The sequence below is a fragment of the Cupriavidus sp. FW306-01-F10A genome (genome assembly GCF_058782785.1).
Genome location: NZ_JBYSYA010000025.1, coordinates 43,168 through 61,768, shown reverse-complemented (window position 1 = coordinate 61,768; position 18,601 = coordinate 43,168). Strand labels below are relative to the sequence as shown.

The window sequence follows — 18,601 nt, the reverse complement described above, 5'->3', positions numbered from 1 at the left end:
GCGCGCCATGTCCAACCAACTTGCCGTATGGCATGCCGAGCACCTCAATTTCTCTCGTCTGCTCGACCTACTGGAAGAGCAGGTATGCGTATTCCACCAGGGAGGGCGACCGAACTATGAACTGATGGGTACTATCGTTTATTACATGCGGAATTTTGGCGATGGCATCCATCATCCTCGCGAGGACGTTGCCTATGCACGCCTCGTTGAGCGAGACCCCGGCATGCAGGTTGTGGTTAACCGGCTGCAGCAAGAGCATCGAGTGATTGCCACGGTAGGCGAAGAGCTCGTAAGCCGTCTCCACGAAGCGGAGGGAGACGCTATAAGTTCGCGAGCGGCGCTGGAGGCAGCCGCAGCCATGTACCTTGTGTACTACCGTAACCATCTCTCTACCGAGGAGAGACAGGCAATGCCGCGCGCTGCCCAGTTGCTGACACAAGAGGACTGGGCAGCCATTGCCGACGCGGCTCCCGAAAGCTCTGATCCTCTGTTCGGGCAAGAAGTGCAGGCGCGCTTCGCGACACTACGCAAGCAGATCGCGGCTGAGGCGAGCGTATCTACGCAGCAGCAGTGCTGCGCCTAATCCGAAAACAAGCCGATGAACTGCTCGCGCAGCCACTGATTCGCCGGATCGCGGTGATACCGGGCATGCCAGAACAGGTTGATCTGGATTTCCGGCAACGCGAACGGATGCTTGACGTACCTGAGCCCGAAGTACCTGGCGCATCGCTCCGCAAACGTCCAGGTCACCGTGGCGACCAGGTCGGTGGTGGCAATGATGTCCGCCAGTGCGACGAAATGGGGGACACGCAGCCGGATCTTCCGCTGCACGCCGTGCTGGGCGAGGATCTCGTCGACCCGGGCATGCCCCGTCCCCGCCGCCGTGACCACGATGTGCTCCGCCGCCTCGAAGTCGCGCATGCTGACCGTCTTCTTGTCCATGGCATGACCGGGCCGGAACAGGCAAACGTATTGCTGGCGAAATAGCCGCCGATGAAAGAACGTAGTGCCGAGTTCAGGAAGATGGCCAACCGCCAGGTCGATCTTTCCCTGGCTCATCTCTGCCGCAAGGTCCACTGCCGTATTACGCACTGTCGTTACCGTGACACCCGGGGCGCGGTCGCCAAGCGCGCCCATCAACGGCGGGATGAAGTGCACCTCGCCAATATCCGTCATGGCGATGCGGAATGCGCGCACGCTGCGCAGCGGATCGAACGACACCTTGTGGCTGAGCGCCGCCTGCAGCGACTCCAGCGCATAGGCAACCGGTTCCGCCAGTTCCTCCGCAAGCGGAGTCGGCAGCATGCCCTTGCTGCTTCGCACAAACAACGGGTCACCGAACAAGGTGCGCAGGCGGGCCAGCGCATTGCTGACCGCTGGCTGGCTGAGATTCAGGGTCTTCGCAGCACCGGAAACGGTGCCCTGCCGCAGCAGGTTATCGAACACGACCAGCAGGTTCAGATCGACGTCCTTGAGCTCCATCGCGCCGCCTCTTATTGATTTTATGAATATTCGCTATAGCCAGGATTCTATTGGTTAATTTTCCTCCGTGCACCATGATCCTTCCCATACCAAGAGACATAGCCGGAGACAAGCATGGCAACCGATTCCCTGCAAGCCGGCCCGGTGTGGGCCGACGACAGCATCAGCCGCATCCCGTTCCGCGTGTATACGGATGCGCAGCTATATCAGCGTGAACTCGAACGCTGCTTCTACCGCGGTCATTGGAACTACGTCGGGCTCGAGGCGGAGATCCCGAATCCCGGTGACTTCAAGCGCACCACGCTTGGCGAGCGTTCCGTGATCCTGGTGCGCGACCAGGACGGCGAGATCAACGTCGTCGAAAACGTGTGCGCCCATCGCGGCATGAAGTTCTGCCGGGAACGCAGCGGCAACCGGAAGGACTTCCACTGCCCCTACCACCAGTGGAACTATGACCTGAAGGGCAACCTGCAAGGCGTGCCGCTGCGCCGCGGGGTCAAGCAGGACGGCAAGGTCAACGGCGGCATGCCCGCCGACTTCACGCCGCAGGAGCACGGGCTCACGCAACTGAAGGTCGCGACACGCGGTGGTGTCGTGTTTGCCTCGTTCGACCATGAGGTTCCATCACTCGAGGAATACCTCGGGCCGGATATCCTGGGCTACTTCGACCGGCTCTTCAATGGCCGCAAGCTGAAGGTCCTCGGCTACAACAAGCAGCGCATTCCGGGCAACTGGAAGCTCATGCAGGAGAACATCAAGGACCCCTACCACCCCGGCCTGCTGCATACCTGGTTTGTCACGTTCGGCCTCTGGCGCGCCGACAACAAGGCACGCCTGGTGATGGACCCGCACTTCCGGCATGCCGCGATGGTGTCGACCCGCGGCCAGGGCGGCAAGAGCGACGTGACCTCCGGTGTATCCAGCTTCAAGGACCAGATGGCGCTGCACGACGACCGGATCCTCGACATCGTCCACGAACCGTGGTGGGGAGAGCCTACCGCCGTGATGCTGACGGTGTTCCCGAGCGTGATCTTCCAGCAGCAGGTCAACTCGGTCTCCACGCGCCATATCCAGCCCCATGGCCCGGATTCCTTCGATTTCGTCTGGACGCACTTCGGCTTCGAGGACGACACCGAGGAGATGACACGGCGCCGCCTGCGCCAGGCCAATCTCTTCGGCCCCGCCGGCTTCGTGTCGGCCGACGATGGCGAAGCCATCGAATGCTCGCAGGAAGGCTTCTCCCAGAAGCCCTGGCATCGCGTGATCGCCGAACTGGGCGGCAAGACCGCCGAGAACACGGACCACATGGTGACCGAGACCCTGATCCGCGGCATGTACGCCTACTGGCGCAACGTGATGGAGGTCTGACGCCTTGAACTTCTCTGACTACTACGCCCTGCTCTGCCTGTTCGCCGACTACACCAGCGCCGTGGACAACGGCGACTGGGACCGCTGGCCGGAATTCTTCACCGAAGACTGCCTCTACCGGGTCCAGCCCCGCGAGAACCACGAGCGTGGCCTGCCGCTGGCAACGCTCTCGCTCGAAAGCAAGGGCATGCTCAAGGACCGCATCTACGGCATTCGCGAGACCCTGTTCCACGATCCCTACTACCAGCGCCACATCGTCGGCGCGCCGCTGATCAGGGAGGCCGACGGCAACAGGATCGTGGCCGAGACCAACTACGCGGTGCTGCGCACCAAGCCGGACCAGATGACCGATGTCTACAACGTTGGCCGCTACCTCGACACCATCGTCCGGACGCCGGCGGGCTTGCGCTTCGCCTCGCGCATCTGCGTATTCGATAGCGAGATGATCCCCAACTCGCTGATCTACCCCATCTAGCAGGAGTGATTCATGACCGAAATCTGGATCGAGGCAGCGCTGCTGTCCGACGTCCCGCAGGACGATGTCATCGCCGTGGCCGTGCAAGGCCAGGAGATCGCCTTGTACGGCGTGGACGGCGACGTCTACGCGACCGACAACATCTGCACCCATGGCCATGCGCGCCTGTGCGAAGGCTTCCTGGAGGGACATGAGATCGAGTGCCCGCTCCACCAGGGCAGGTTCGATATCCGCAACGGCGCGGCGAAATGCGCCCCGCTGACCGAGAACATTCGTACCTACCCGGTCCGGATCGACGGCGACAAGGTGTACCTCGACCTCGGCTGAGAGGCCGCGTCACCAACCAGAGGAGACAGGCATGGATTCCAAGCGCTCAGACACCGCGACTGCCCTATCGCCAACCGCCACCATCGTCATCATCGGCGCCGGGCAGGCTGGCGGCTGGGCCGCCCAGACGCTGCGCAACGAGGGCTTCACCGGACGGCTCGTGCTGATCGGCGACGAGGCCCATCCACCGCATGAGCGGCCGCCCTTGTCCAAGGCCGTTCTGGCCGGCGAGGCCGCGCCCGCCAGCACGTGGCTGCTCAAGCCCGAAGCGTTCGCGGCGCTCGGGCTGGAGTGGTGGCTGGACACGCGGGTCACCCGCATAGACCGGGCCGCGAAGCAACTGGAGATAGCCAACGGAGAGATGCTGTCTTACGACAAGCTGATCCTGTGCACCGGCGGCAGGGCCCGCGCGCTCAACCTCCCGGGCGCTGGCACGGCACCCGTGCATACATTGCGCACGATCGGCGACGCCCTGGCCCTGGCGCCGGAGTTGCGGCCCGGGCGCAGCATCGTGGTGATCGGCGGTGGCTGGATCGGCCTCGAAGTCGCCGCCACGGCGCGCCGCAAAGGTGCCGAGGTGACCGTGCTCGAAGCCCAGAGCCGGCTGTGCGAGCGCACCGTGCCGCCGGAAGTCTCGGAACACCTGCTCGGGCTGCATGCCTCGCATGGCACCCGCGTCAGGCTCGGCGCCAACATCACCGGCATCACCCCCGGTACCGGCGGCCGGTCCGTCGTGACGCTGGCCGATGGCGGCACGCTGGCTTGCCACGCCATCGTCGCGGGTGTCGGTCTCGTGCCGAACGACGAGCTCGCGCGGGAAGCCGGGTTGGAGTGCGACGGCGGCGTGGTCGTCGACGCAAGTTGCCGCACGTCCGACCCCGACATCTTCGCCGCGGGCGACGTCGCGGTCACGACCAACCCGTGGGCCGGCCGGCGCCTGCGGCTGGAATCCTGGCAGAACGCCCAGGAACAGGGCATTGCCGCCGCGCGCGCGGCGCTCGGTCTCGCGGTCGACTATCAGCCGCTGCCTTGGTTCTGGTCAGACCAGTACGGCATGAACCTGCAGATCCATGGCATCCCCCTTCCCTCGCACCGCGTGGTGGCACGCGGCACGCCCGGCACGGACAGCTTCGTGCTGTTCTACCTCGACGGCGATGTGGTCAAGGCCGCGCTAGGGTCCAACGCCGCGCGCGACCTGCGCTTCGCGCGCCGCCACATCGAGCAGTGCAAGCCGGTCGATGCCAGCCGCCTGGCTGACCCGAACGTGCCGATGTCCAGGCAGTAAGCCCAACCATAAGAACAGACCGACCGGAGACAAGCCCCCATGCAGCAAATCGACATCCACAAGCTGGCCGACACGGCCCGCTTCAACCGCTTCCATGCGCTCGTGCTGTTCTGGTGCGCACTCATCGTCATCTTCGACGGCTATGACCTCGCGGTCGTGGGCATCGCGCTGCCTTCGATCATGAAGGACCTCGGCGTCGCCCCGACCCAGGCGGGGCTCATGGTCAGCTCCGCGCTGTTCGGCATGGTGTTCGGCGCGATCTTCCTCGGCACCATGGCCGACAGGATCGGCCGCCGCTGGACGATCGCGATCTGCGTCGCCCTGTTCAGCGTCTTCACCGCCGCGGCCGGGCTGGTCAAGGACCCGCTGCTGTTCAGCATGGCCCGCTTCCTGGCGGGGCTCGGCATCGGCGGCGTGATGCCGAATGTGGTCGCGCAAATGACCGAGTACGCGCCGAAGAAAATCCGGGCGACCCTGGTCACCGTGATGTTCAGCGGCTATGCCGTGGGCGGGGTCCTGGCGGCGCTGCTCGGCAAGAGCCTGATCGAGGCCTACGGCTGGCAGTCGGTCTTCCTGGCGGCCGGCCTGCCCGTGCTCCTCATTCCTGTCATTCTCAGGTCGCTGCCCGAGTCGATGCCGTTCCTGCTGGCCAGGGGCGACCACGAAGCGTTGCGGCGCATCGTCTCCAGGCTAGCGCCGGAGCAACGGTGGTCGGCCACCGACCGCTTCGCCGTGCCGGCGCAGGACAAGGCCGCCAGCGCGCCGATCCGGCACCTGTTCCACGAGGGCCGTGGCTTCAGCACCATCATGTTCTGGATCGCGTTCTTCATGTGCCTGTTCATGGTGTACGCGCTCAGTTCATGGCTGACCAGGCTGATGGCGGGCGCCGGCTACAGCCTGGGTTCCGCGCTGACGTTCGTGCTGGTCCTCAACCTCGGCGCGATGATCGGCGCCGTGGGTGGCGGCTGGCTTGCCGACCGATACCACATCAAGTACGTGCTCGCCGCCATGTACGTGCTGGCCGCGGTCTCGATCACGCTGCTCGGATTCAGGATGCCGACTGAACTGCTGTTCGTGGTGGTGGGCCTGGCCGGTGCGTCGACGATCGGCACGCAGATCGTCGCCAATGCCTACACCGGGCAGTTCTACCCGACCGCCATCCGTTCCACCGGCCTTGGCTGGGCACTGGGCATCGGCCGCAGCGGGGCCATCCTCGCGCCAATCGTCATCGGGGTGCTCGTCGCCATGGAACTCCCGCTGCAGCAGAACTTCATCGCGATCGCCATTCCGGCCGTGATTGGCATGGGCGCGGTCCTGCTGATCGATCACAGGCGCTCGGCATCGGCCCGCTACGACGAAATGAGCGGGCTGCCGGCGTCGCCGGTCGGGCTGTCCATCGCGGACCGGAACTGATTGCCCAGGCCGGCGCGGCCCGGCGGGCAGCGCTCCGGGGACAGGCGCGGGCACGGCTAGAATGTAGTCATGGGAACCACGTCGGGATCACTTCCAGGCCCCGACCCCGGTTCAGTCAGAATCGAAGAGGTTGTCGCGATGAAGGCAAGAGCCTCGGTCATTGCATTCGTATTGGTGACCCTGGCCACCCCGATGGCGCATGCGGGCGTGGCCGAGGACGCGCGCGGGCTCAAGAACGGCGTCAAGTCGGCTGGCAAGCAGGCCGGGCATGCGGTGCGCGACGGCGCGCATGCCATTGGCCGCGGCGCAAAGGCGGCCGGCCATGCGATTGCCGATACCACCAAACAGGGCTATCGCGCGACCAAGAAGGCCGTGAAGGGTCACGAGTAAGGACTTGTTCCGCGGAGCTGGATCCTGCCACGCTCCCTTGCTCCTTTACGCCCTCAGGCCGGCTGGGAAGGCAGCCGCGGCACGAAGCAGCTGCGCGCGATCTCGCCACCGCGGGCCACCAGGGTGGTCGCCTCTGGAATTTCCTCCCACACCCCCTGCACCTCGATCAGCGGCTCGGACAGCACCAGGAAGGCATTGTCGCCGGCGGCGATGATGCGCGGATCGTCCGGGTAAAGCGCGCGCAATTGCCGGAACGAGGTGCTGTGGAACAGCGAGCGCGAGTCCGTCTCGCTCGAATAGCGCACCGCCACGATCTGCTGGCCGTCGGTCACGCAGACGGTCATGTTGAGCGGAAACTGCACGTCGTAGCGGTGGCCCACGTCCTCGATCAGCCCGGCCATCTGCTCCAGCGCGCCGCCCGGGTCGCGCTCCAGGCCGAAACTCAGGGCCAGGAAGAACATCACCTCGGAATCGGTCGATCCCTCGATCCAGCGGAACAGGTGCGGCGCCACGGCCATCATCAGGTCGCGCCGCAACAGCGGGAATTCGCGGATCAGGCCGTTGTGGACGAACAGCCAGCGGCCGAAGCGGAACGGATGGCAGTTGGTCTCCTGCGTCGGGGTGCCGGTGGCTGCGCGCACGTGGGCAACGAAAAGTGGCGCTCTCACCGCCCGTGCAGTCTCGCGCAAGTTGGTGTCGCTCCATGCCGGGTGCAGGCAGCGGTAGCGGAACGGCACCTCCGAGTGACGTCCATACCACCCGACGCCGAACCCGTCGCCATTGGTCGTGGTATGACCCAGCCGCGAATTCAGGCTCTGGTCGATCAGCGAGTGTTCCGGCTGGAACAGCACCGTTTCCAGCGGAACGGATTTGCCCGAGTAAGCCAGCCAGCGGCACATGATGCTTCCTCCTTGACCGGTGCGGCCCGGTGGCTTCCGGCCCACACTTCCAGTTGTAGGACGACAACGCGCGAACGCAAAGCACGCGCAGGCAGTGGCGCACCGGCTACCCTCAACTGTGCGCCGGCTCCACCGGGATACGGCGAGTTGACGCTGCGAAGCAGCAATGGCTGTAGAATACGCGTCCTCCCCGATTCCAATGGTCACGGCGTCCGATATCGGCCCGCGCCGCACCGGTACCTCACGAGCCTTGACAGCAGGCCCGATAGCGCACGCACAGCGTGCGCGCTGCTGTCGAAACGCGATTCACGAAGGAAACAGTAGTAAATGACAAGCGGCGTACAACGAACGGCAGCTAAAACACGAGAAGCAGGCGCAATCAAGGACCCTGGCCAGACCAGCGCAGGGTCGACGGCGCAGCCTGATCCATCGACGGAAGCCGCCGCGCGTAGCCAGCAATTGCGTGCGCTGATCCAGCTGGGCAGGCAGCGCGGCTACCTGACCCACGCGGATATCAGCGACCACCTGCCGGAGAACTTCACTGACACGGCGGCGATGGAAAGCATCGTCAGCACGTTCGCCGAGATGGGCGTGAAGATCTATGAGCAGACGCCGGATGCCGAGACGCTGCTCCTCAGCGATGGCCCGGTGGTGGCCTCGGACGACCAGGCCGATGAAGAGGCCGAGGTAGCGCTTGCGACCGTGGACTCCGAGTTCGGCCGGACCACCGACCCGGTGCGCATGTACATGCGCGAAATGAGCTCGGCAACGCTGCTCACGCGCAAGCAGGAAGTCGAGATCGCCAAGCGCATCGAGGAAGGCCTGAACAATATGGTGCATGCCATCTCGGCCTGCCCGTTCACCATCGCCGCGATTCTCGAGCTGTCGGGCAAGGTCGCCAGCAATGAAATCAGCATCGACGACCTGGTCGATGGCCTGAGCGACGAGAGTATTGCCGAAGCAGCCGTGGCGGCGGCAGCTGACGAGACCGACGACAGCGTCGATAGTGCCGACGAGGCCGATGACGACTCCGAAGACTCCGACGACGAAGGCTCGACCCAGCAAAGCAATGAAAAGGCCCTGGCCCAGCTGCGTGAGGAATGCCTGAAGCGGTTCGCGCGCGTCACCGCGCAATTCGAGCTGATGTGCCAGGAAAGCGCCGCAAATGGCGCGGGCTCGGCAGCCTTCCTGGCCGCAAGGGATGCGGTGCGCGAAGAACTGCGCACGATCCGCTTTACCGCAAAAACCATCGAGCGCCTGTGCGCCAACGTCCAGGCCATGGTCGACGAGGTGCGCACGGTCGAGCGCCAGGTGGTCCAGCTGCTGGTCGAGCGCTGCGGGATGGAGCGCGAGGAGGTCATCGCCCGCTTCCCCGGCAATGAAACCAACCTGGCCTGGGGGCAGGAGCTGGTCGCCCAGTCCCGTCCGTACAGCGCGGCGGTCGCGCGGGCCCTGCCGGACCTCGAGGCGCACCAGCAGAAGCTGATCGACATCCAGGCCCGGGCGGCGCTGTCGCTGCCCGACCTGAAGGGCGTCAACCGCAAGATGCTGGCAGCCGAGCGGCAGATGCGGCAGGCCAAGCACGAGATGACGCAGGCCAACCTGCGGCTGGTGATCTCGATTGCCAAGAAGTACACCAACCGCGGGATGCTGTTCCTGGATCTGATCCAGGAAGGCAACATCGGCCTGATGAAGGCGGTCGACAAGTTCGAATACCGCCGCGGCTGGAAATTCTCCACCTACGCGACGTGGTGGGTGCGCCAGGCCGTGACGCGGGCGATTGCCGACCAGGCCCGCACCATCCGCGTCCCGGTGCACATGATCGAGCAGATCAACAAGCTCAATCGCCTGTCGCGCGAGATCATGCAGCAGACCGGCAAGGAACCCGATCCGGCGGTGCTGGCCGAGCGCCTGGACATGACCGAAGACAAGGTTCGCTCGATCATGAAGATCGCGAAAGAGCCGGTCTCGATGGAAACCCCGGTCGGCGAGGATGGCGATACCAGCCTGGGCGACATGATTGCCGACTCGGACACGGCCACGCCCGCCGACGCCGCATTGCAGGCGGGCCTGCGTGCCGTCGTGCGCGAGATGCTCGACGAGCTCACGCCGCGTGAAGCCAAGGTGCTGCGGATGCGCTTTGGCATCGATATGTCCACCGACTACACGCTGGAAGAAGTCGGCAAGCAGTTCGATGTCACGCGCGAGCGGATCCGCCAGATTGAAAGCAAGGCGATGAAGAAGCTGAGGCATCCCAGCCGTGCAGACCAGCTGATCACCTATCTGCGCGACGCCTGATACTCGCCGGCAACAGCCGCTTGGCCGACTGACACAGAGCAGACAGGAGCTTTCGGATGACTGACTCGAACCTATCTTTCTTCGGCAGGGTCTCGCTTGCCATGGGCACCTTCTTCGCCATCCTTGGCAACCGCGAACTCGCGGCCGGCGTCAGGCGCCTGCGTGACGGCGAGGGATTCGCCGCGGCGCCGGCGCCCGCGCCTGTATCGGCACCTGCTCCCGCCCCGGTGGCGGAGGCTGCCGCACCCGTGCTGAAGGAAGCCAGCCCGGTGGCGGCGCTGCAGTTGCTCGGACTGCTCCAGCGCGATGCACGCTTCATCGACTTCGTCGAGGAAGATATCGCGCGCTATTCCGACACGGAGATTGGTGCCGCCGCGCGCCTGGTGCACGATGGCTGCCGCGGCGTGCTGCGCGAGCACTTCACCATCCGGCCGGTGCGCGAGGAAGCCGAGGGCAGCCGCGTCACGCTGGCCGACGGCTTCGATGCCACCGCCATCCGCCTGACCGGCAACGTGGTAGGCAGCGCGCCGTTCCATGGCAGCATCAGCCACCGCGGCTGGAAGGTCGAGGAAGTCCGCCTGCCGCGCGTGGCCGAACGCCATGACGCCACCGTGATTGCCCCCGCCGAGGTGGAGCTTTGATGAGCGAAGCACGCTATGCCATCGGCATCGACCTGGGCACCACCCATAGCGCGGTCTCCTACGTCGACCTGGCCGCCAGCGATGGCGAGAAGACCAGCCAGCGCGTCCTGCCCATCACGCAGCTGACCGCGCCGGGGGCCGTCGAAGACCTGGACCTGCTGCCCTCCTTCCTGTACCTGCCGCACGCCAGCGAACTCGCCCCGGGCGACCTGGCGCTGCCGTGGAACGCCGCGCGCGACTTCGCCGTGGGCGAACTGGCGCGCAGCCGCGGCGCGGCCACGCCGATCCGCCTGGTGTCGAGCGCGAAGAGCTGGCTGTGCCATCCCGGCATCGACCGCCGCGCGCCGGTCCTGCCCAACGACGCACCGCCCGAGGTGACGCGCGTGTCGCCGCTGGAGGCTTCCGTGCGCTATCTCGCGCATCTGCGTGAAGCCTGGGACCAGGCCCACCCCGAAGCGCCGTTTGGCGAGCAGGACGTCACCGTGACGATTCCCGCATCGTTCGACCCAGCCGCACGGGAACTGACGGCCGAGGCGGCCGCCGCGGCCGGCTATGCCCGCATGACCCTGCTCGAGGAACCCCAGGCCGCGCTCTATAGCTGGATCCAGAAAAGCGCCGGCCAATGGCGCAAGCAGGTCAAGGTCGGGGACATCATCCTCGTCGTCGATGTGGGTGGCGGCACCACCGACCTTTCGCTGATCGCCGTGATCGAGCGCGACGGCAACCTTGAGCTGCACCGTATCGCAGTCGGCGACCATATCCTGCTCGGCGGCGACAACATGGACCTGGCGCTGGCCCACGTGGTGGCGCGCAAGCTGGCGGCCCAGGGCACCCAGGCGGATCCGTGGCAACTGCGCGCGCTGACCTATGCCTGCCGCGCGGCCAAGGAAACGCTGCTGACCGACCCGGATACCGATACCGTGCCGCTGGTGGTGCCCAGCCGCGGCTCCAAGCTGATCGGCGGCTCGATCCGCACGGACCTGACCCGCGCCGAGCTGACCCAGACCATCCTGGAAGGCTTCTTCCCGCAAGTCGAGGCCTCGGCCCGCCCGGTGAGCCGGGCACGCGCCGGCCTGACGCAGCTTGGCCTGCCCTATGCGCAGGATGCTGCCATCACGCGGCACCTGGCCGCATTCCTGGGCCGGCAGGTGGCGGCGCTGGCCGAAATCGAAGGCTTGCAGGGCGCACAGCCGGAAGGCGCGACCTTCCTGCACCCGACCGCCGTCCTGTTCAACGGCGGCGTGTTCAAGTCCGGCCTGCTGGCGGACCGCATCCTGCAGACGCTGAACGGCTGGCTCGCCGCGGAAGGCGCGGCCCCTGCCCGCCTGCTTGACGGCGCCGAGCTGGACCTGGCCGTGGCACGCGGCGCCGCTTACTACGGCTACGTGCGGCGCGGCAAGGGGGTGCGGATTCGTGGCGGCACCGCGCGCGCCTACTATATCGCCGTGGAATCGTCGATGCCCGCCGTGCCTGGCTTCGAACCGCCGATCCAGGCCCTGTGCGTGGCACCGTTCGGCATGGAGGAAGGCACCGAGGCCGCACTGCCGCCGCAGGAATTCGGCCTGGTGGTGGGCGAACCCGTGCACTTCCGCTTCTTTGGCTCGTCGGTGCGCCGCCAGGACCAGGTCGGCACCCTGCTGGACTACTGGGGGCCGGAGGAACTGCAGGAGCTGGAAGAAATCCAGGCGACCCTGCCGGCCGAAGGCCGCACCGCGGGCGAAGTGGTACCGGTCAGGCTGCATGCGCGGGTGACCGAGGCCGGCACCCTGGAACTCGAAGCCGTGCCCGGCGGCAGCGCTGAGCGCTGGAAGGTCGAGTTCGACGTGCGCGGCAGCGCCGATGCCTGAGCAAGCGGCCGGGCCGGCGACGAAGCAATACGTCGTCGGCATCGACCTCGGCACCAGCAACACCGTCGTCGCCTACGCGAAGGCCGGGTCCGACGAGATCCGCGTCTTCGATATCGACCAGCTGGTCAGCCCGGGCGAGGTCGCGGCCCGTCCCCTGCTGCCCTCGGTGCGCTACCACGCGGCACCGGGCGAGCTCAGCGGCGACGACCTGCAATTGCCCTGGCAATCCGCCGCCAGCGCCGCCGCGCGCCGGACCGTGTTCGGGCGCCTGGCGGCCACGCTCGGCGCGCAGGTGCCCGGCAGGCTCGTAGCCAGCGCAAAGAGCTGGCTGTCGCATGCTTCGGTCGACCGCACCGCGGCCATCCTGCCATGGGGCGGCGACGACGATCTCGACAAGATCTCGCCGGTGGTCGCCAGCGCCAGCTACCTGGGCTATGTGTGCGCGGCGTGGAACCACCGTTTTCCCGATGCGCGGCTCGAGGACCAGGACGTGGTCCTCACCGTGCCCGCCTCGTTCGACGAAGGCGCGCGCGCGCTGACGCTTGAGGCGGCGCGCCTGGCCGGTCTGCCCGCCCTGCGCCTGCTCGAGGAGCCGCAAGCCGCGCTCTACGACTGGCTGTTCCATCATCGCCAGAGCCTGGACACCGACCTGGCGCAAACCCGCCTGGTGCTGATCTGCGACGTGGGCGGCGGCACCACCGACCTCACCCTGATCCGGGTGGAGATGCAGGACGGGCAGCCGCAGCTGACCCGCATCGGCGTGGGCAACCACCTGATGCTCGGCGGCGACAACATGGATCTTGGCCTGGCGCACCTGGTCGAGGCGCGCCTCGGGGCCGGCGGGCCCGCGCAGCCGCGGCTGTCGGCGGCCGGCCTGTCGCAACTGGTCGCGCGCTGCCGTGCCGCCAAGGAGCAGCTGCTCGGCGCGCAGGCGCCGGACTCGGTCACGGTGACGCTGTTGGGCGCGGGCGCCAGGCTGGTCGGCGGCGCACGCTCGGTGGAAGTGAGGCGGCAGGAGGTCGAACAGCTGATCGTCGACGGCTTCTTCCCCAAGGTGCCGGCCAGTGAAAGGCCGGGGCGCGCACGGGGCGCGATTGTCGAGTTCGGCCTGCCATATGCGTCCGACCCCGCCGTGACCCGGCACGTTGCGGCGTTCCTGAGCCAGCACGCGGCGCAGTCGCGGGCGGCACTGGACGCACCACAGGCGCCGGCCGATGCCTTGCCGATGCCCGATACCCTGCTCCTCAACGGCGGCGTATTCAGGGCGCAGGCGCTGGCCGGCCGCATCGCCGACACGCTGGGCACGTGGCGCGGCGCGCCGCTGCAGGTCCTGCACAACGACAATCCCGACGTTGCCGTGGCCCGGGGCGCGGTCGCGTATGCCCGGGCCCGTGCCGGGCAGGCCCCGCGCATCGGCGGCGGCTCGCCGCGCAGCTACTTTCTGGTTCTCGATGATGGCGCGTCGGGGCAGCAAGGGATCTGCCTGCTGCCGCGCGGCACTGAGGAAGGCCACGAAATCCACCTCAGCGACCGCACCTTCGCCTTGCGGCTCGGCCATCCGGTGCAATTCCACCTGGCGTCCTCCGTCGCCGACACGGCCTATCAGCCCGGTCAGCTGACCGACCTGTCGGCGGGCGACTTCATCCGCCTGCCGCCGATCGCCACCGTCGTGCCGCCGCGCGGCGCCAGCGGCCCGCGGGAAACGCCGGTGCAGATCACCGCCTCGCTGACCGAGGTCGGCACGCTCGAGGTCCACTGCATCGACATTGCGGATGCCTCGCAGCGATGGCGCCTTGAGTTCCAGTTGCGTGGCAATGACACCCAGGCGGCACCGGCGCCCGATACGGCACACCCGTCCCTGCCCCAGGCCCTGGAGGCGATCGACCGCACCTTTGGCGCGCGCTCGCAGGACGTCGGCCCCAAGGAGGTCAAGCGGCTGCGTGCGCAGCTGGAACAGTTGCTGGGTGCGCGCGAGCAATGGGACAGCGCCGTGCTGCGCGAGCTGTTCGGCGCCTTCTGGGAACGCGCCCGGCGCAGGCGGCGCACTGCCGACCATGAACGCCTGTGGCTGAACCTGGCCGGCTATTGCGTGCGCCCGGGATTCGGCTATCCGCTCGACGAATGGCGCGTCGAGCAACTCTGGTCGCAGTACGACCAGGGCATCCAGTACGTCAACGAAAGCCAGAACTGGTCCGAGTGGTGGACGCTGTGGCGGCGCGCGGCAGGCGGGCTGGACGAAAGCGCGCAACTGCGCCTGCTGGAAGACATGGCCTTCTACCTGCAGCCACCCGGCAGCACCCGCTACAAGAAGCCCGCCGGGCCCGCCAGGGGCGGCTATGCCGATATGGTGCGCCTTGCCGGCTCGCTCGAGCGCATTCCCGCCGACGCCAAGATCGAACTGGCCGATTGGCTGCTGGCCCGGCTGCGCAAGCCATCCGAAAACAGCCAGGGCTGGTGGGCCGTGGGCCGCATCGGCGCGCGCCGGCCGTTCTACGGCAGCGCGCACAGCGTGGTGCCGGCCGGGACCGCCGCCCAATGGCTGGACGCGATCCTGGCCCTCGACTGGAAAAAGGTCGAGCCGGCAGCGTTCGCCGCCGTGCAGATCGCGCGCATGACCGGCGATCGCAGCCGGGACCTGCCCGACGAGATCCGGGCAACCGTGGTGCGCCGGCTGGAAGCCGCCAACGCGCCGCCAAGCTGGATTGCCATGGTGCGCGAAGTGGTGGAACTCAATACCGCGGACGAGGGGCGGGTGTTTGGGGAGGCGCTGCCCGCCGGGCTCAAGCTGATTGCGGGGTAGCGGACCAGCGCGAAGCGACTTGCAGGCGCCTCATTTGCCACTTATCTGCGCCAGCCAGACCGATGATCTACGATGACGGTAGGCTCCTTGCCTGCCCCACTCGTGAAGCCATCAGCGCCCCGCCCACCCCTCCCAATCCTGGTTGCCGCCATCGCGCTGGCCTTGCCCTGCTCGATCACCGCCGCCGACGACGCCCTTGCCCCGCAGCGCGCCGACATGGTCAGCGAGATCGCCGCGGTCGCGGCAGGGGCCGCCGCCCAGAGCGGCAGGCATGCCATCGACCCGCGCGTCATGGCCGTGATGGGCCAAGTGCCTCGCCACGAGTTTGTGCCGGACGCGCAGAAGCCGCACGCCTACGAGAACCGGCCGCTGCCGATTGGCCATGGCCAGACCATTTCGCAGCCGTATATCGTCGCCCTGATGACCGACCTGATGATGGTCAAGCCTGGCGACACCGTGCTGGAGATCGGCACCGGCTCCGGCTACCAGGCCGCGGTGCTGACCGGGCTGGCGCGCGCGGTCTATACCATCGAGATCATCGAGCCGCTGGGACGGCAGGCATGCGACCGCCTGAAGCGGCTGGCCTACCGGCAGGTGGCGTGCAAGGTGGGCGACGGCTACTACGGCTGGGACGAGCACGCGCCCTATGACGCCATCGTCGTCACCGCGGCGGCCAGCCACGTGCCGCCGCCGCTGATCCGGCAACTGAAGCCAGGCGGGCGCATGGTGATCCCGGTGGGCGCCCAGTTCCTGACGCAGTACCTGCTGCTGGTCGAAAAGGCCGCGGACGGCACCGTTTCCACCAGGCAGATCCTGCCGGTCAGGTTCGTGCCGCTGGTTGGCAAGCACTGAAGCGCGGCACATCAGCCCGGCCAGCTGACGCCATGCCACGCCCCCCGCTGTTCGCCCTGGCCTTGCTCTCCGCCACCGCGCTGGGCTACGAGATCCTGCTGATGCGGCTGCTTTCCATCATCCAGTGGCATCACTTCGCCTACATGATGATCAGCGTGGCACTGCTGGGCTATGGCGCGGCCGGTGCGCTGGTGGCGCTGGCGCAGCGAACGCTGGTCCGCCATTTCGTGCCAGTGTTCGCGGGCGGGGCCCTGCTGTTCGGCGTCAGCGCGATGGGTTGCTTCGCCCTGGCCCAGCACGTGGCGTTCAACCCCCTGGAGATCCTGTGGGAGCCATCGCAGCCGCTGCGCCTGTTGCTGATCTACCTGCTGCTGTTCGTGCCGTTCCTTTGCGCCGCCACCAGTATCTGCCTGAGCTTTTCCCGCTTCACCGGGCAGGTTCCCCGCATCTACAGCTTCGACATCCTTGGCGCCGGGCTGGGCTGCCTGGGCATCATCGTGGCGCTGTTCGTGCTGCATCCGGTCGATGCGCTGCGGCTGGTCGGCATGGCAGGCATGGCGGCGGCGGCGCTGGCATGCGTGGAATGCCGCTGGCACCGGCCCTGGCTGCCGGCGCTGCTGCTGTTGGCGGCAATCGCGCCGGCCGGCGTGCCAGGTGACTGGATTGCGCTGCGGCCGTCCGAGTACAAGGAGCTGAGCCAGGCCCTGCGCATCGGCAACGCGCGCGTGGTGGCGCAGCGCTCGAGTCCGCTCGGCCTGGTCACGGTGGTCGAGAGCCCTTCGATCCCGTTGCGGCATGCGCCCGGGCTGAGCCTCAATGCCAGCCAGGAGCCGCCAGCACAACTGGCCGTATTTACCGATGGCGACGGGCTCAGTGCGCTCAACCGCCATGACGGCCGGCGCGAACCGCTTGCCTACCTGGGCGACCTCACCTCTGCCGTGCCTTACCACTTGCTGCGCAATCCGAAGGTACTGGTGCTGGGCAGCGGTGCGGGGGCGGACGTGTTGCAGGCGGTCTATCACCAGGCCAGCGCGGTCGATGCCGTGGAACTGAATCCGCAGGTGATCGACCTGGTGCAGGGCCGCTTCGCTGCGTTTTCCGGCAAGCCGTACAGTGCCGCCGGCGTGCGTGTCTTTGCCGGCGAGGCGCGCGGCTTCCTGGCGGCCAGCACGGCACGCTACGACCTCATCCAGGTGGCCCTGCTCGATTCGTTCAGCACCTCATCGGCCGGACTGTACGCGCTCTCCGAGAGCTATCTCTATACCGTGGAGGCCTTCCAGGGCTACCTGCGCCATCTTCGGCCCGGCGGCCTGCTTGCGATCACGCGCTGGGTCACGCTGCCGCCGCGCGACATACCCAAACTGCTCGCCACCGCCGTGGCCGCCATGGAAGGCGCGGGCGTGCCCGAGCCGTCCCGGCGGCTGGCGCTGGTCCGTGGCTGGAAGACGGCCACGCTGGTGGTCAAGAACGGGGAATTCAGTGCAGCGGAGCTTGCCGCCCTCGCCGACTTCTGCCGCGCCCGTTCCTTCGACGTCGAATACTATCCCGGCATCCAGCCCGGCCAGGCGAATCGCTACAACGTGCTGGACCAGCCCTACTTCTTCGACGCCGCGCAGGCCCTGCTCGGCCCGGAACGCGACCGGTTCCTGTCCCGCTACAAGTTCGATGTGCGGCCCGCCACCGACGACAGGCCGTATTTCTTCCACTTCTTCAAATGGCGCACGCTGCCTGAACTGCTGTCGCTCAAGGCGCAGGGTGGCCTGCCCTTGCTGGAATGGGGCTATCCGGTGCTGGTGGCCACGCTGCTGCAGGCCACCGCCCTGGCATTGCTGCTGATCGTGGTCCCGCTCTGGATCCTGCGGCGGCGCCCCCGGCCGCAGCCCGCCGCGGGGCCTGGCGGCAATGGCGCAGCCGTGCGGCGCTTGCCCGAATGGCGAGCCGGCTTCTACTTCCTGGCGGTCGGCCTCGGCTTCATGTTCGTGGAGATCGCCTTTATCCAGAAATTCATCCTGTTCCTGAGCCACCCGCTCTATGCGGTCGCGGTGGTGCTGTGCGCCTTTCTCTGCTTTGCGGGACTGGGTAGCCGATACGCCCAGCGCATGCCCGCGCGCGCTGGCGATGACCGCGGCAGGCGGCAGGCGGCGCTGGCCGTCAGCGGCATCTGCGTGGCCGCGCTGGTCTACCTGGCGGCGCTGCCGACGGTCTTCAGGCTGTTGATCGGGTTGCCGGACCCGGCCAGGATAGGCGTCTCCGTGCTGCTGATCGCGCCGCTGGCGTTCCTGATGGGAATGCCGTTCCCGCTCGGCCTGGCCCGGGTCGAGGCGCGCGACGAAACGCTGGTGCCCTGGGCATGGGGCATCAACGCCTGCGCCTCGGTGGTGGCGGCGGTCCTTGCCACGCTGGTCGCGATCCACGTCGGATTCACCGCGGTGGTGCTGCTGGCGCTGCTACTGTACGCTGCCGCGGCGCTTGCGTGCCCTTGAACCGGGGCCGCTCTCCCATGCCATGGCTGCGGGTCACCCCG

The 18,601-nt window shown here is 67.2% G+C and carries 15 protein-coding genes; 13 read left to right on the top strand and 2 right to left on the bottom strand.

Translation table 11 applies throughout. The features are described from left to right. Positions 1 to 7 precede the first annotated feature (7 nt). Positions 8 to 583, top strand: a complete 576-nt coding sequence (locus AC3WLF_RS26385; protein ID WP_492320237.1) for a hemerythrin domain-containing protein — start codon at positions 8 to 10, stop codon at positions 581 to 583. Here AC3WLF_RS26385 and AC3WLF_RS26380 read toward each other — a convergent pair. After that, complete coding sequence (locus tag AC3WLF_RS26380; protein WP_492320236.1) at positions 580 to 1,482, bottom strand: LysR family transcriptional regulator; 903 nt, start codon at positions 1,480 to 1,482, stop codon at positions 580 to 582. The genes AC3WLF_RS26385 and AC3WLF_RS26380 overlap by 4 nt on opposite strands. 114 nt (positions 1,483 to 1,596) lie before the next feature. On the opposite strand from AC3WLF_RS26380, the gene AC3WLF_RS26375 reads away from it, so the two are divergent. From AC3WLF_RS26375 to AC3WLF_RS26350, 6 genes are all read left to right on the top strand, one after another. Continuing rightward, complete coding sequence (locus AC3WLF_RS26375; RefSeq protein ID WP_492320235.1) at positions 1,597 to 2,850, top strand: aromatic ring-hydroxylating dioxygenase subunit alpha; 1,254 nt, start codon at positions 1,597 to 1,599, stop codon at positions 2,848 to 2,850. 4 nt (positions 2,851 to 2,854) lie between these two features. Next, complete coding sequence (locus tag AC3WLF_RS26370; protein WP_492320234.1) at positions 2,855 to 3,325, top strand: aromatic-ring-hydroxylating dioxygenase subunit beta; 471 nt, start codon at positions 2,855 to 2,857, stop codon at positions 3,323 to 3,325. A 12-nt stretch (positions 3,326 to 3,337) separates the two neighbouring features. Further along, a complete protein-coding gene (locus AC3WLF_RS26365; protein ID WP_492320233.1) occupies positions 3,338 to 3,652 on the top strand; it encodes a non-heme iron oxygenase ferredoxin subunit in 315 nt (104 codons plus the stop codon). 31 nt (positions 3,653 to 3,683) lie between these two features. Then, the gene (locus AC3WLF_RS26360; protein ID WP_492353184.1) at positions 3,684 to 4,937 is read left to right on the top strand and encodes an NAD(P)/FAD-dependent oxidoreductase; all 1,254 of its coding nucleotides are present in this window, start codon (positions 3,684 to 3,686) and stop codon (positions 4,935 to 4,937) included. 39 nt (positions 4,938 to 4,976) lie between these two features. Further along, positions 4,977 to 6,350 carry an MFS transporter gene (locus tag AC3WLF_RS26355; RefSeq protein ID WP_492359041.1) on the top strand — a complete coding sequence of 458 codons (1,374 nt, stop codon included), beginning with the start codon at positions 4,977 to 4,979 and terminating at the stop codon, positions 6,348 to 6,350. A gap of 69 nt (positions 6,351 to 6,419) precedes the next feature. Continuing rightward, positions 6,420 to 6,740 (top strand): hypothetical protein, encoded by a 321-nt coding sequence (locus AC3WLF_RS26350; protein WP_492353186.1) that lies wholly within the window; start codon positions 6,420 to 6,422, stop codon positions 6,738 to 6,740. Positions 6,741 to 6,793: 53 nt separating this feature from the next. On the opposite strand, the gene AC3WLF_RS26345 is transcribed toward AC3WLF_RS26350, so the two are convergent. Then, positions 6,794 to 7,639, bottom strand: coding sequence for a class II glutamine amidotransferase (locus tag AC3WLF_RS26345; protein WP_492340323.1), 846 nt, complete (start codon positions 7,637 to 7,639; stop codon positions 6,794 to 6,796). A 327-nt stretch (positions 7,640 to 7,966) separates the two neighbouring features. Here AC3WLF_RS26345 and rpoD point away from each other — a divergent pair, with 327 nt between their 5' ends. The 6 genes from rpoD (at position 7,967) to AC3WLF_RS26315 (ending at position 18,560) form a co-directional block, all read left to right on the top strand. Next, the gene (gene rpoD, locus AC3WLF_RS26340; protein ID WP_439671651.1) at positions 7,967 to 9,937 is read left to right on the top strand and encodes an RNA polymerase sigma factor RpoD; all 1,971 of its coding nucleotides are present in this window, start codon (positions 7,967 to 7,969) and stop codon (positions 9,935 to 9,937) included. Positions 9,938 to 9,993: 56 nt separating this feature from the next. Continuing rightward, positions 9,994 to 10,578, top strand: coding sequence for a DUF2760 domain-containing protein (locus AC3WLF_RS26335; RefSeq protein ID WP_492320228.1), 585 nt, complete (start codon positions 9,994 to 9,996; stop codon positions 10,576 to 10,578). Beyond that, entirely contained in the window at positions 10,578 to 12,425 is a 1,848-nt protein-coding gene (locus tag AC3WLF_RS26330; RefSeq protein WP_492359040.1) for an Hsp70 family protein, read from the top strand. The genes AC3WLF_RS26335 and AC3WLF_RS26330 overlap by 1 nt, the downstream gene beginning before the upstream one ends. Further along, positions 12,418 to 15,225 (top strand): Hsp70 family protein, encoded by a 2,808-nt coding sequence (locus AC3WLF_RS26325; protein WP_492359039.1) that lies wholly within the window; start codon positions 12,418 to 12,420, stop codon positions 15,223 to 15,225. Before AC3WLF_RS26330 ends, AC3WLF_RS26325 begins: the two co-directional genes overlap by 8 nt. A 72-nt stretch (positions 15,226 to 15,297) precedes the next feature. Beyond that, positions 15,298 to 16,077 (top strand): protein-L-isoaspartate(D-aspartate) O-methyltransferase, encoded by a 780-nt coding sequence (locus tag AC3WLF_RS26320; protein ID WP_492359038.1) that lies wholly within the window; start codon positions 15,298 to 15,300, stop codon positions 16,075 to 16,077. A gap of 32 nt (positions 16,078 to 16,109) precedes the next feature. Further along, a complete protein-coding gene (locus tag AC3WLF_RS26315; RefSeq protein WP_492359037.1) occupies positions 16,110 to 18,560 on the top strand; it encodes a spermidine synthase in 2,451 nt (816 codons plus the stop codon). Positions 18,561 to 18,601 lie beyond the last annotated feature (41 nt).

Bases quoted from the DNA above. Each gene is read 5' to 3' on its own strand.
- AC3WLF_RS26385 (WP_492320237.1), top strand. From the start codon at position 8: ATGTCCAACCAACTTGCCGTATGGCATGCCGAGCACCTCAATTTCTCT.
- AC3WLF_RS26380 (WP_492320236.1), bottom strand. From the start codon at position 1,482: ATGGAGCTCAAGGACGTCGATCTGAACCTGCTGGTCGTGTTCGATAAC.
- AC3WLF_RS26375 (WP_492320235.1), top strand. From the start codon at position 1,597: ATGGCAACCGATTCCCTGCAAGCCGGCCCGGTGTGGGCCGACGACAGC.
- AC3WLF_RS26365 (WP_492320233.1), top strand. From the start codon at position 3,338: ATGACCGAAATCTGGATCGAGGCAGCGCTGCTGTCCGACGTCCCGCAG.
- AC3WLF_RS26360 (WP_492353184.1), top strand. From the start codon at position 3,684: ATGGATTCCAAGCGCTCAGACACCGCGACTGCCCTATCGCCAACCGCC.
- AC3WLF_RS26355 (WP_492359041.1), top strand. From the start codon at position 4,977: ATGCAGCAAATCGACATCCACAAGCTGGCCGACACGGCCCGCTTCAAC.
- AC3WLF_RS26350 (WP_492353186.1), top strand. From the start codon at position 6,420: ATGGGAACCACGTCGGGATCACTTCCAGGCCCCGACCCCGGTTCAGTC.
- AC3WLF_RS26345 (WP_492340323.1), bottom strand. From the start codon at position 7,639: ATGTGCCGCTGGCTGGCTTACTCGGGCAAATCCGTTCCGCTGGAAACG.
- rpoD (WP_439671651.1), top strand. From the start codon at position 7,967: ATGACAAGCGGCGTACAACGAACGGCAGCTAAAACACGAGAAGCAGGC.
- AC3WLF_RS26335 (WP_492320228.1), top strand. From the start codon at position 9,994: ATGACTGACTCGAACCTATCTTTCTTCGGCAGGGTCTCGCTTGCCATG.
- AC3WLF_RS26330 (WP_492359040.1), top strand. From the start codon at position 10,578: ATGAGCGAAGCACGCTATGCCATCGGCATCGACCTGGGCACCACCCAT.
- AC3WLF_RS26325 (WP_492359039.1), top strand. From the start codon at position 12,418: ATGCCTGAGCAAGCGGCCGGGCCGGCGACGAAGCAATACGTCGTCGGC.
- AC3WLF_RS26320 (WP_492359038.1), top strand. From the start codon at position 15,298: ATGACGGTAGGCTCCTTGCCTGCCCCACTCGTGAAGCCATCAGCGCCC.
- AC3WLF_RS26315 (WP_492359037.1), top strand. From the start codon at position 16,110: ATGCCACGCCCCCCGCTGTTCGCCCTGGCCTTGCTCTCCGCCACCGCG.